The organism is Polyangium mundeleinium, assembly GCF_028369105.1.
Classification (GTDB): Bacteria; Myxococcota_A; Polyangia; order Polyangiales; family Polyangiaceae; genus Polyangium; species Polyangium mundeleinium.
Window position 1 is genome coordinate 6,271,233 of record NZ_JAQNDO010000001.1, and the last position, 11,615, is coordinate 6,282,847.

10 protein-coding genes are annotated in these 11,615 nt (G+C 70.7%); 4 read left to right on the forward strand and 6 right to left on the reverse strand.

What is annotated here, in order from left to right; translation table 11 throughout:
• Positions 1–33: 33 nt before the first annotated feature.
• The 3 genes from bamD to POL67_RS24975 are packed head-to-tail and all read right to left on the reverse strand — an operon-like array spanning position 34 to position 2,595.
• On the reverse strand, positions 34–900 hold the full coding sequence (gene bamD / locus POL67_RS24965; protein ID WP_271921303.1) for an outer membrane protein assembly factor BamD: 867 nt from the start codon (positions 898–900) through the stop codon (positions 34–36).
• Positions 897–1,472, reverse strand: a complete 576-nt coding sequence (locus POL67_RS24970) for an RNA polymerase sigma factor (protein WP_271921305.1) — start codon at positions 1,470–1,472, stop codon at positions 897–899. The genes bamD and POL67_RS24970 overlap by 4 nt, the downstream gene beginning before the upstream one ends.
• 58 nt (positions 1,473–1,530) lie before the next feature.
• A complete protein-coding gene (locus POL67_RS24975) occupies positions 1,531–2,595 on the reverse strand; it encodes a hypothetical protein (RefSeq protein ID WP_271921308.1) in 1,065 nt (354 codons plus the stop codon).
• A gap of 96 nt (positions 2,596–2,691) precedes the next feature.
• Here POL67_RS24975 and POL67_RS24980 point away from each other — a divergent pair, with 96 nt between their 5' ends.
• From POL67_RS24980 to POL67_RS24990, 3 genes are read left to right on the forward strand one after another with little or no spacing between them, the layout of a single operon-like run.
• Positions 2,692–3,657, forward strand: a complete 966-nt coding sequence (locus POL67_RS24980) for a D-2-hydroxyacid dehydrogenase family protein (protein ID WP_271921310.1) — start codon at positions 2,692–2,694, stop codon at positions 3,655–3,657.
• Positions 3,658–3,687: 30 nt separating this feature from the next.
• On the forward strand, positions 3,688–5,592 hold the full coding sequence (locus POL67_RS24985) for a carboxypeptidase regulatory-like domain-containing protein (RefSeq protein WP_271921314.1): 1,905 nt from the start codon (positions 3,688–3,690) through the stop codon (positions 5,590–5,592).
• A 57-nt stretch (positions 5,593–5,649) separates the two neighbouring features.
• Positions 5,650–7,080: a hypothetical protein gene (locus POL67_RS24990; RefSeq protein ID WP_271921316.1), complete on the forward strand. Its 1,431-nt coding sequence runs from the start codon at positions 5,650–5,652 to the stop codon at positions 7,078–7,080.
• A 13-nt stretch (positions 7,081–7,093) separates the two neighbouring features.
• On the opposite strand, the gene POL67_RS24995 is transcribed toward POL67_RS24990, so the two are convergent.
• Positions 7,094–7,534 carry a DUF2267 domain-containing protein gene (locus tag POL67_RS24995; protein ID WP_271921318.1) on the reverse strand — a complete coding sequence of 147 codons (441 nt, stop codon included), beginning with the start codon at positions 7,532–7,534 and terminating at the stop codon, positions 7,094–7,096.
• A gap of 149 nt (positions 7,535–7,683) precedes the next feature.
• On the opposite strand from POL67_RS24995, the gene POL67_RS25000 reads away from it, so the two are divergent.
• Positions 7,684–8,070 (forward strand): MmcQ/YjbR family DNA-binding protein, encoded by a 387-nt coding sequence (locus POL67_RS25000; RefSeq protein ID WP_271921321.1) that lies wholly within the window; start codon positions 7,684–7,686, stop codon positions 8,068–8,070.
• A gap of 895 nt (positions 8,071–8,965) precedes the next feature.
• Here POL67_RS25000 and POL67_RS25005 read toward each other — a convergent pair.
• On the reverse strand, positions 8,966–10,393 hold the full coding sequence (locus POL67_RS25005; RefSeq protein WP_271920028.1) for an IS4 family transposase: 1,428 nt from the start codon (positions 10,391–10,393) through the stop codon (positions 8,966–8,968).
• A gap of 100 nt (positions 10,394–10,493) precedes the next feature.
• A complete protein-coding gene (locus POL67_RS25010) occupies positions 10,494–11,534 on the reverse strand; it encodes an STAS domain-containing protein (RefSeq protein ID WP_271921323.1) in 1,041 nt (346 codons plus the stop codon).
• Positions 11,535–11,615: the final 81 nt, after the last annotated feature.

Genomic DNA, 11,615 nt, shown 5'->3' on the forward strand with positions numbered 1-11,615 from the left:
GCGCCATTTCAAAAAAGACGCGCCTTGTGGTTTTTATCGGAGGAAGCCACGAATCTTCGTGGCGTGGGGGCTCGTCGGGTGGGCGCGCAGGAACGCGGCGGCGCGCTCCGAAGCGGCGGCGCTCTGACCGGCCCGGGCGAGGGCCTCGATCGCCAGCGCCTCGCGCTCCTGCGCGAGGGTGCCGCTCGGGAAACGGTCGCCCACGGCTTCGAGCTTCTGGAAGGCGCCGGCCGTGTCGCCGGCCCGGAGCGCCGCGCGCGCATCGCCGAGCGCCGTGCGCTCCTCGCGGAGACGGCTGGCCCGCTCGGCGCGCGTGGCCTCCGGCTCGACGCTCGCCGAAGGGGCCGGAGACGCTTTCGGGGACACACTCGCCGCGGGGAGGGCGCTCGCGGCGCGGCGCGGCGCGGCGCTCTTCGGCGCCTCGTCCACGGCGACGGGCGCCGGCGTCGGCGCGGCTTCGGCCGGCGGAACGTCTGGCTCCGGCGCGCGGGGCGCCTCGATCGCGGCTTCCGCCGTCGGATTCGCCCTCGGCGTAGCCGGCGGGGCCTCCTTCGCCGGGACGATCACGGCGATGGCGCCCGCGACGATCGTCGTGCCCAGGAGCCCGACGACGATCGCTTTCGTGGCGCCGACCACCCCCGTCGCGCTCGCCGTCGACGCGCCCGCCGTCGCCGCCGGGGCAGGTGCGCCCACGGGCGCGCCCGTGCCCCCTGCAGAACCGCCGTCGCCTCCGCCGCCGTCTCCGCCCCCTCCACCCGGACCGATCTGGGCGCTCAGCGCGGCCCAGATCGCGTCCTCGGCGCCGGCCGGCGGTTTCATGTCGAGCCCGGCGCGAAGGAGCGCGCGCTCGTGGGGCGCGGCGTCGGCGCCTTCCTCCATCCATCGCTTGGGGTCGCTCATCGCTTCCCTCCTGCCTGCGTCGTGAGAACGCTGCCCGGGATCGTCGGGGCGGGGGTCACGTAAAACCGGTCCCGCGCCTGGGTGCGCGCGGCTCCGCGCCGGAACGCCTCGCGGGCGAGCCGGAGCCGCGAGTATACGGTGCCCAGCGGCAGATCGAGGGTCTGCGCGATGTCCTCGCCCGTCATCCCTTCGAGCTCGAAGAGCGTGAACACCGCGCGTTGATCGAGCGGCAGCTCGTCGAGCAGCGCTTCGAGCTGCGCCAGCCCTTGCCGCCGCTCGGCCTCCGCGGCGACGTCGGCGCGCTCGTCGGGCGTGTCGAGCAAGGGCGCGTCGCCGCCGTCGCGCCGGGCGGCGACGCGGGCCGCCTTGCGCCGATCGCCGGCGATGCGGAAGCAGATGCCGAAGATCCAGGTGCTCACCTTCGATCGTCCCTCGAACTCCGGCAGCCGCCGATGCACCACGAGAAACACGTCCTGCACGGCGTCGGGCAGGTCGCTCTCGCGGATCCCGAGGCGGCGCAGGGAGCGCCAGACGAACGGAAAATGCTCGTCGTAGAGCTGCCGGAAGTTCATGAAGGGAGCGCGTCCGCGGTCATGGCCCTGGCTGGGTGGAGGCAGGGGCCGTTTGCCATCACGGAATCGTGAACCGGAGGCCGGCGCCGAAAAACCCGCCCACGAGCGCTGGCTGGAAGACAGTGACGGGGGTGGTCGGGGCGGCGGAGCCCGCGCTGGTGGGCACATCGACGGTAAACGACTGCGAGAGGACCGGGACGGCCACGCCGAGGCGGACGGACCAGCCGAGGCGGCCGACGATGGGTCCTTCGACGAGCCCGGTGCCGCCGAGGGCGATCCAGGGGCGGGTGCCCTCGCGGTTGACCTCGAAGCCGCGACCTTCGCCATGCACGGCGCCGAGAAAAGACTGGGCGCACAAGGAGAGGCGCACGCCGCCCCGCGGGCCCAGGACGGCGCCGCAGCCCCGCGCGGTGGCCACGACGAGCCAGAGGTGGACCTGACCGGGCGCGACGTCGAGGGTGGTCCCGGGGAGGCCGAGGACGCCGATGCCAAAGGAGGCGACGCGGAGGCGAAGAGCGGCCTCGCCGCTGACGGCCGGGGAACCAGGTGTGAGGAATCCAGCCGTTGTGGCGACGCCGAGCTCAAAAGAGACGTCCCAGGGGGCAGGACGCGGCGGAAGCGGGGGCAGAGGCGGCGGCGGTGGCGGCGGCGGCGGCGGCGGCGGCGGTGGGGGCGGCGGCGGCGGTGGTGGTGATGGTGATGGTGGTGGCGCCGCCGCCGGCTCGCTGTCGAGCAGGATGGCCAGGGTCAGGGCGAGCGCGTCGGCCAGCTCGGCGCAGGTGGAGCCCGGGTCGGAGAGCTGCCTCGTGAGGTCGCCGGCCTGGAGCGTCGCGGCGTAGCCGTCCTCCGAGCGGAGAACCCGCACCTCGTAGACCGGGGCCGACGGGTCTTCGCCCGCCGGGTCGAGCGCGGGGCGCTGCATCTGGCGCTCCACGGCCGCGGCGAGGGTGGCTGCATCGGGGCAATCGGCCGCTTCGGGCGTACGGTCGACCACGAGGCGGGGCAAAGAAGCCGCGGAGGCCCGGGAGACGGCCGCGAGCGTTGCAAAGAGCGCGAACGCCAGGGGCAGGGAAGGCGAGCAGCGGCGCGAGGGGGACGTGGCGGAGCCCAAGGCGGGCGCCATGGTAGACGAAATCCGCGACAGGTCAGCCCGCGCGCAAAGAATCCGGAGACGGGGCATTTTTGTGCGCGGAGGCAAAGGGGGCCTATCCTGCGCGTCATGACCGCGAGGGATCCGCTGAAGATCGCCATCCTCGACGACTACCTGCGCGTCTCGCAGGGCCTCGCCGACTGGAGTCGCCTGCCGCCCGGGAGCGAGCTCGTCGTGTTCGATCGGCCCTTCCCCGATCGGGACGCGCTGCTCGCCGCGCTGCGCCCCTTCGACGTCGTCGTCCTCATGCGGGAGCGGACGCCGTTCCCGGCCGCCGTGATCGAAGCGCTCCCGAACCTGCGGCTTTTGGTCACGACGGGCGGTCGCAACGCGGCGATCGACCTCGCGGCCTGCCGCGCGCGGAGCATCCCCGTCTCGGGCACGGGCGGGGTCGGCACGCCGACGGCCGAGCTCACCTGGGGCCTGATCCTGGCGCTCGTGAAGCGCATCCCAGCGGAGGACCGGGCCCTCCGCGCGGGCACCTGGCAGACGGGGCTGACCGAGGGCCTCGCCGGCAAACGCCTCGGCCTCGTGGGACTCGGAAAACTAGGCACCCAGGTCGCGCGCGTGGGACTTGCGTTCGGGATGGAGGTCGTGGCGTGGAGCCAGAACCTCGACGACACGCGCGCCGCGGCCGCAGGGGCGAAGCGCGTGGACAAAACCGAGCTCTTCGCGACCTCGGACGTCGTGAGCCTGCACCTCGTGCTCGGCGAGCGGACGCGCGGGATCGTCGGCGTGGACGCGCTCTCCGCCATGAAACCCTCGGCGTTTTTCGTCAACACCTCGCGCGCGGGCCTCGTGGACATGGACGCGCTGCTCGCCGCGCTGCAAGCGCGCCGCCTCGCCGGCGCCGGGCTCGACGTGTTCCCGGAAGAACCCTTGCCGGCGGACCACCCGCTCTGCGCCTTGCCCCACGTCGTGCTGACGCCGCACCTCGGGTACGTGACGCGGGAAAACTTCACCGTGTTTTACCAGGACGCCCTGGACGACATCCTCGCCTGGCACAGCGGCGCGCCCGTCCGACTCCTGACCTGACACCACCTGCCAAACGCGTAGGATAGGCGCATGTCGCAGCCGAGCCGGCTCGTGCGCCCGACCCTGATCCTCGTCGTCATCGCGCTCCTGGCGCTCGTGCTCTCGCGCCTCGGCGGCAGCGGTGCCGAGCCGCCTGCGCCGTCCCCAGCTTCGAGCACGAGCGCCACACCCACGCCGCGCGCCCGCGCGCCTCGCGCCGTCGTCGCCGAGCGCTCCGGCCCCCTGCGCCTGCCGGGCGGCGAGGTCGCCGTCGACGCGTCGCGCCGCGCCGGGGCCTTCGCCGGCCGCGTGATCGCCGCCCGCACCGGCGCGCCGATCGAAGGCGCCACGCTCACCTTCGACCACGACGGCGTCGCCCGCGCCGTCACCTCGGGCGCCGACGGCGCCTTCCTCTTCGAGCCCCCCGCGCCGGGCGTCTACACGCTCGCCCTGGTGGCCGCCAAGGGGTTTCACCCATTCGCCCCAGCCTGGGGCGAGAGCCCCATCACGCTCCTCGCCCGCGCCGGCGAGGTCGTCCGCGGCCTGACCATCACCCTGGAGCCCGAGCGACGTTACCAAGGCGTGGTCCTCACCCCGACCGGCGAGCCCGCGCCCCAGGCCGAGGTGCGGATCCTCGAAGCCCCGGGCGGCGAGGCGAGCGCCGGCGGGCGGTTCGTCGCCGACGACAAGGGCGTGTTCTCCTTCAGCGCCCCCGACGACGCCCTGCTCGAAGCGACGCATCCGGACCACGCGCCCGCCCGCGCCCGCCTCGACCTCGGCGCGCAAGCGAGCGGCCGCGTGACGCTCCGGCTCCGGCCCAAAGGCGAGGCCGTCGTATCCGCGTCCATCACCGGCGTGGTGGTCGACGCCGCCAGCGCGCCCGTCCCCTTCGCCAGCGTCAGCGCCCGCTTTCACCGCGAGATCGCAGCACGCGACGACGACCTCCACCCCGGAGCCGAGGCCACCACCGACGAGCGCGGCGCCTTCACGCTGGAGGGGCTCGACCCGGGCACCTACGAGCTCACGGCCCGCGAAGGCGCACGCATCGCCCGCGCCGAGGGCGTCGCGGCCGGCGCCGAGGGCATCGGCCTCCGCCTCGCCGCCGCCGGCCGCATCCGCGGCACGGTTCGCAGCGGCAGCCCCGCCGCCCCCGTTGCCTCGTTCTCGGTCGTCGCCGCGCGCCACCGCGGCCCCCTCGAGCGCGAATACGCCTCTTCGACCTCGTTCTTCGACGCCACCGGCGCCTACGAGATCGGAGACCTCCTCCCCGGCACCTACGCCGTCACCGCCGCCGCCCTCGGCCACGCCCCCTCGACGACCGTCACCGTCACCGTCCCCGCAGGCGGCGAAGCCACCGCCGATCTCGTCCTCCGCGCCGGCGGCCGCGTCCACGGCATCGTCGTCGAAGACGGCACGAACGAGCCCATCGAAGGCGCGCGCATCACCATCGAAGGCCTCCTCGGCGCGGGCGCCGGCCCCGTCCCCGTCGTCGCCGACGTCACCACCGACGCCTCCGGCCGCTTCTCCCTCGTCGGCCTCGCCGAAGGCGCGCGCTCCATCGCGGCCACCGCGCCCACCCACCACGGCCGCATCCTCTCCGGCCTCGTGGTCGCCGAAGGCGGCGAAATCGGCCCCGTCACCATTTCCCTCGCCAAGCTGAAGGAAGGCGAAGAGCCCCGCATGGAGCTGACCGGCATCGGCGCCGTCCTTGCCCCCAAAGGCGACGCCCTCGTGATCGGCCAGGTCCTCCCCGGCGGCGGCGCCGCCAATGCGGGGCTCGGTCCGGGCGACGCCATCCTCGCCATCGACGGCGCCCCCATCGTCGAACTCGGCTTCGACGGCGCCGTCCAGCGCATCCGCGGCCCCGAAGGCAGCCTGGTCAAGCTCTCCGTGCGCCGCGGCGGCACGGGCGAAGCCACCGACGTCGCCGTGCGGCGTACGCGCATTCGCAGCTAGCATTCATGGGAACGACGCTCCTACATCTGCGGGCGAGAGGTGCGCTACGATGCGCGCATGAAGCACCTTCGAATCTTCCTTGCCGCTCCGCTCTTCGTCCTCGGCTGTGGGGGAACGGCCGCTGAACCCCCGCCGCCGCCTGATCCCAGGCCGACCTCCGCGTGCGCCGAGCCGCTCGACCTCACGTTCGGCACGGCGGAATCACGGACGAACATCACGGGCCTCTCGGTCGCCGTCGACGACGCTTGCAACATCCTCCTCGCCGGCACGACGCAAGGCCCGATCGATTTCGGCGGCGGCCTCGTCGGCACGACGGACGCGCCGTTTGCGTTCGTGGCGAAGCTCGACGCCCGGGGCAAACACCTCTGGAGCCGCGCGCTCCCGCTGGGGGCGACGTTCGAGGGGAAGGACGTCCTCGCGGTGGACGGCAAGGGCTCGATTCTCCTCGCCGGGAGCTTGCGCGCGGACGTCGACCTGGGAGGGGGCCCGCTCGGCGGCGAATACGTCCGCGCGAACCACCCGTTTTTGCTCTGGCTCGACGCGGACGGCAATCATGTCGAGAGCCGCCGCCTCCCTGGAAACCTGCCGGACGACGTCGATTACAGCGGCGGCTTCGCGCGTGTCGTGGAGGGCGTCGCGTACGACGCCGAAGGCAACTTCGTGATCACGGGCCGGTTCGTCGGCGACCTCGATCTCGGCGGCGTCACGTTGACGAGCGTGCCCCAGGCGTGGGATCCCGCCTTCATAAACTACAAGCCCGACGTGTTCGTCGCCCGCTACGACACGAAGGGGGACCTCTCGTGGGCCAAGAGCTATGGCGGCGACAGCCTGGAATCCCCGGCGGGCCTCGACGTGACGCCGGGCGGCGACACCGTCCTCGTCTACACGCAACTCAGCATCCCGGAGGCCGCCGGGGAGCCGCAGGGCTTGTATGTGAAGAAGTTCTCTCCGAACGGCGACATCGTCTGGAGCAAGCTCTTCGCGGAGTCCATTCTGGCCGGTTTCGGGGGCAGCGTGGCGACGACGGACGACGGCGGCGTGGTCTTTGGCGGGGAGGGGGAGCTCGTCTTCAACGGCATTGGCACGTACAGCCCGGCCTTCGTGGGCCGGATTGATTCGAATGGCGAGCCCGTGCTCGGCGCCTCGGTCACCGGCGACGCGGCCGCCATGGTCGCCGCTGTCGCCCCCGACGACAACGGCGGCATCCGGGCCGTTGGTTGGTTCGAGAACACGCTCCTCTTGCACGGAAAGACCATGGCCGGATCCAACGGCGGGCTCGACGGCTTCGACGTGCACCTGGAATGGGACGACGCGGCGGACACCGTCACGACGTTCGGCGCCGCCGCGGACGATCTCGCCCTCGCGATGGCGCGGAGCGAGGACGGCGCGCGGGTGATCGTCGGCGTCGAGGGGCCGCTCGTCCACCTCGATGAATCGCTCTCACCGTATTCGCAGGGGACGCGGATCTTCCTGCGCCGTCACAAGTAACCGAGGGGCCGCTTCAAGCGGCCACGCGGCGGGGCCCCCACAGCTCCCACAGCTCCGACGGGAGCTGGCTGCGGATGTGCTCGATCTCCCCCTGGGGCAGCACGGCGTGCACGCCTTGCAACACCGCGCGCGCGACCCGCTCGGCCTCGGCCGGGTCGATCTGCAGGTGCTCGGCGAGCAGGTTCAAGAACTCCCCGCGATCGAAGACGTCACTCGAGAGCCCGCGGTGCGCCGCGCACGGCTGCACGAGGGTTTGCAGGGCCTCGGGCAGGGAGCGCGCAAAGTCTTGCGCCTGGCCCTTGCTCAGCCTGCGCGAAAGGACACAGAGCACGGCCGCGGCGGCCTCGGGCGTGCGGACCTTCTGCGGCAACCCGCCAACCTGCTCGATGTGCTCGACGATGCGCCGCGACACCGGATCGATCCGCGCGCCGCCCTGAGCTCCCTGGTTTGCCATGTGGCTCCTCCCTTCTCGCTGCACGTCGGGGCAGCACAAGGGCAAACGGGGTGCCTGGCGCCGCAGACCCGCGCGCCGGGCCGCTTGGAGAATCCTGCCCGACAACCCCGACAGTTTTACCGGGAGCGCGTCCGATGTACCATGGCCGCATGAAGTGGGAGCAAGTCAGCAAGCTCGCGCGCGAGCTGCCCGAGGTCGAGGAGGACATCTGGTTCCGGACGCCGGCGATGAAGGTCCGCGGCAAAGGCTTTTGCCGGCTGCGCGAGGAAGGCGACGTGATCGTATTCCTCACGGAGAGCGTCGACGAGCAGGCCTTCTTGATCGAAAACCGCCCCGACATCTATTACATCACCGACCATTACCGCGGCTGGCCCGCCGTGCTGGCGCGGCTCCCGAAGCTCACGGTGGCCGAGTGCCGGCTGCGGCTCGAGCGGGCGTGGCGCCTCAAGGCGCCGAAAGCCTTGCTCAAAGCATTCGACGCACCAGCGAAGCCGACGGCAGCAACGAAGGCGAAGGCAAAGGCGAAGGCCGGCTGAGCGATGCGCGAGAGCGGGGCGTCGCCCCGCACCCCAGCAGGGGGCTGTCCGCCCCCTGCACCCCGGACCAGCCAGGGGCTGGACCCAGTGTCGATGAACTGCGCTTCGCGCAGCTCATCGAACAGGCCCGGTCAAGACCGGCAGCGACGTTGCCAACCGAGACAGGCGCGCGGCCTTCCCGCGGGCCGGTGGCAAGACCATGGGGGGGTCGCTGGCGTCGGTTCGATGAACTGCGCGATGCGCAGTTCATCGATGCGGCCGTGTCTTCAAGCTTGGGGGCCGAGCCAAAAGGCGACGGGGACGTGTGTGCGAGAGATGGGGGGCATGGTCTGAAGAGACGACGTCGAGCCTCCGGAGGTACGAGGCCGTGCCTTGGAGGTACGAGGCCGTGCCTTGGAGGTACGAGGCCGTGCCTTGGAGGGACGAGGCCGTGCCTTGGAGGTACGAGGCCGTGCCTTGGAGGTACGAGGCCGTGTCTCTGGGGCGTGCGGTCGAGCCTCCGGAGGTACGAGGCCGTGCTTTGGAGGGACGGGGGCGATGGAAGGCGCGGCGGGCCCGTGGCGTCGAGAGATGGGCACGATGCGGGAGACCATGGGCTCATCGCCGAAAACCTACGGCCCCATCGCGTGGTGGGACGGAGCCGTGCTGTTTGGAACATGAGGCCACCGCATCGCGACACGACGTCATGCGACGAGACGTTACCCGCCGACCTGTCAGCGCTGCGGCCTTTGGTAGACAGGGTCATCCCTGGTCTTGACCGGCAGCGGCGTTCCCCACCAAGACAGCCGCGCTGCGGCTTCTGCTGGCCCCCCGGCTTCTTCGTCGGCCTGTTTGAAAAACTGCGCACCGCGCAGTTTTTCAACCCTGGGTCCAGCCCCTGGCCTGAGCACTGGTCTCATCTCACGAGCCCATTCTCCCTGAGGACCCGCAGCATCTCTGCTGCGGGGGCCAGGCGCTCCAGGCCGCGGCTGATGGTGACGGAGCCGGGGGGACCTCCGGAAGACTTGCCTGTGTAGCCGCCGAGCTCGGCGATCCACTGCACGGCGAGCGCGATGGGCGGGATCCCATCGGGGATCTGCTCGTTCTTCTTCTTCCGTTTCCGCTTGAGCAGCACCAAGGCCTCGACCTCGTGTGTCGCGAGCTCTTCGGTCGCTGGCAGGTCCGGTTGGGTGCGCGCGAGGTGCTTGAGACGTTCGGTGCGTGTGGCGATGGCTGCGAGCATGCTGCCCCAGATTTTGACTTGTTGGGTCCCTTGAAGTTGCGTGGACTCGACGTTGCACTGGCCCGTCTTCCACGTCCGGAAAAAGTCCTCGATGCGCCAGCGCTGGCTGTAACCATGGGCGACCAGCAACGCATCCTCGAGCGTTTGCACGGGGTGGTTGGTGTACAGCAGCCAATCGATGCGAGGCTCGCCCGCGGGCACGCTGCTGGTCTCGAGGACGCGCACGGCATACAGCGGCAACGCGCGCCAACGCTTGTTCCACCCGTCTCGAAGCGACAGCGTGACAGCCGCGACATGCGCGCTCATCCGCGCCATTCGCTCCGTGCGACCCGGTGCGGCCGAGATCCAAAGGGGAAAGGAGCCCTTTCGGGCGCTCGGGCGCGCCAACTCGTCGAACACGTATCGGCTCGCGCCCGTCTCCGACATGAGCCGGCGGTTTGCCTTGCCCCGCACGGTGAACCAGTGCCCGCTCGTCGAGAGGTGAAGCAAAAGCTGCCAGGCATCAGCCTCCCGGTCGAGCTGGTACCAGGCACAACAACCCGACGCCGCCATGGCGAGCCGCTCGGACGTCTCGGTGATCACGTTGGCCCAGTGGCCGAGCTCCTTTTCGTGCAGCTTGCGCTTGGCGCTGTCTTCTTTCTGCTTCTGCTCTCGCGCCCACCACTGCATCGACGTCAACCCGCAGGGCACCCCCTGCGCGTCGACGGCGAGACCGCAAACGACCTTCAGCCCGCGGGTGCCTCGACCATGCGTGCCGACCGCGCCGAAGTCCTTGCTGCGGTTGTGATCCGTGAGCGTCAGGCTGGTGGCATCGATGGCGACGAAGACGAACATCTCCTTGGCGCAACGGCGCGCGGTGGCAAGACCGGTGGCCTCGAGGATGGCCCCTACGTCGATGTGTCGGCTCTCCAGGAAGTCGTACGCTCCCTGCCTGTGGGCATCGACTTGGAAGACTTCACTCACCTTTCCCGACGGATACAGCACCGCCTGCGCGGCCATGCGCGTAAGCCGCCGGGTCCGGCGCGGGTCTCCAAGGTCCGCATGCCCAAACTCCTCCGCCGCCCACGCTTCCGCCGACGAGGCTGTCTCTGCATCCAACATCTCCCCCTCTAAATGTCGTCAGAGGGGGCGAATGTACCGATGGAAGATGGAACCAATGCTCAGCCCCTCGCGGGGTCCGGGGCGGCGCCCCGGCGCTACGCTACGCTTTGCCCTGCCGGAGCCCGCGCAGGCAATGCTGGAGGCCTTGACGCAGGGTTGCGTGCGTCACGATGCCGCCGAGGTCCACGCCGAGTGTCACCATTGTTTGCGCGACGCTTGGGCGGATGCCCGTGATGATGCCCTCTGCGCCGAGGAGCTGCACCGCGCGGAGCAGGTCGAGCATGTAGCCTGCCGTGGCTGTGTCCACGGCTTCGACGCCCGTCAGATCCAGGAGCACGAACTGGGACGCCTTGTTCACCACCTCGCCGAGCAGGTTCGTCATCACCATGGATGCGCGTGTCGAATCGACGACGCCGAGCAGCGGCAATGCCAGCACCTTGTCCCAGACCTCGATGATCGGCGTCGACAGCTCGCTGATCACGCGTTGCTGACGCTCGATCGTCGTGAACCTATCGCGCAGCTCCTGCTCGGCGCGCCGGGTCTCGGTGACGTCCATCGACACGAGCGAGACGAGCTCGACCTCGCCGGCTGCGTTTTTCAGCGGAAAACACCAGTTCTGCCAGATGATGCCTCCGTACTCCCAGGAGCCCAGCACGATCTCGCCGTTGAACGCGCGCGCGACGAAAGGCGCGCAGGCGTGCTCGCCGAAGACCTCGTGGAAGTTCTGCCCGACGAAGTGCCCATCCTGGAGACCCAAGCCCTCGAGAGCTTTGCCTTCGTAATAAATGATGTAGCCTGCCTGATCGACGGCCCACATTGCCACCGGCAGCGTCGACAGGAGCACGCGCAGGAGGGCCAGGCGCCGCGCCACGTCCGGATCCTTTCGGGCATCGATGGTTCCGTCGCCGAGGAAGGCGTTGGGCTCGCGGCGCAAGAGCTGGGGCGCGCGCAAGTTGCCGGTCGCGGGATCGACGACGTACAACGAGAGCTCGAGCCCACGATCCACGATCGCGTTTGCTTGCTCCTCCGAAAGTCCGAACGCCAAGCATCCAGCGAGCAGCCGCTCGCGCGGCGAAGGACCATGGGCATAGAGCAATTTCGCGACTGCGGCCGCGTAAGCCGCTGCTTGGACGTCGGTCATCGTGCCAAGTTGCCCCAACCGTCGCCGTGAATCAACTCACCCCCGCGTGTCCGAGAACGCAATCCGTGCACTTTTCCCACC

Coding starts and splice junctions, on each gene's coding strand:
- bamD (WP_271921303.1), bottom strand. CDS start 900: ATGAGCGACCCCAAGCGATGGATGGAGGAAGGCGCCGACGCCGCGCCC.
- POL67_RS24970 (WP_271921305.1), bottom strand. CDS start 1,472: ATGAACTTCCGGCAGCTCTACGACGAGCATTTTCCGTTCGTCTGGCGC.
- POL67_RS24975 (WP_271921308.1), bottom strand. CDS start 2,595: ATGGCGCCCGCCTTGGGCTCCGCCACGTCCCCCTCGCGCCGCTGCTCG.
- POL67_RS24980 (WP_271921310.1), top strand. CDS start 2,692: ATGACCGCGAGGGATCCGCTGAAGATCGCCATCCTCGACGACTACCTG.
- POL67_RS24985 (WP_271921314.1), top strand. CDS start 3,688: ATGTCGCAGCCGAGCCGGCTCGTGCGCCCGACCCTGATCCTCGTCGTC.
- POL67_RS24990 (WP_271921316.1), top strand. CDS start 5,650: ATGAAGCACCTTCGAATCTTCCTTGCCGCTCCGCTCTTCGTCCTCGGC.
- POL67_RS24995 (WP_271921318.1), bottom strand. CDS start 7,534: ATGGCAAACCAGGGAGCTCAGGGCGGCGCGCGGATCGATCCGGTGTCG.
- POL67_RS25000 (WP_271921321.1), top strand. CDS start 7,684: ATGAAGTGGGAGCAAGTCAGCAAGCTCGCGCGCGAGCTGCCCGAGGTC.
- POL67_RS25005 (WP_271920028.1), bottom strand. CDS start 10,393: ATGTTGGATGCAGAGACAGCCTCGTCGGCGGAAGCGTGGGCGGCGGAG.
- POL67_RS25010 (WP_271921323.1), bottom strand. CDS start 11,534: ATGACCGACGTCCAAGCAGCGGCTTACGCGGCCGCAGTCGCGAAATTG.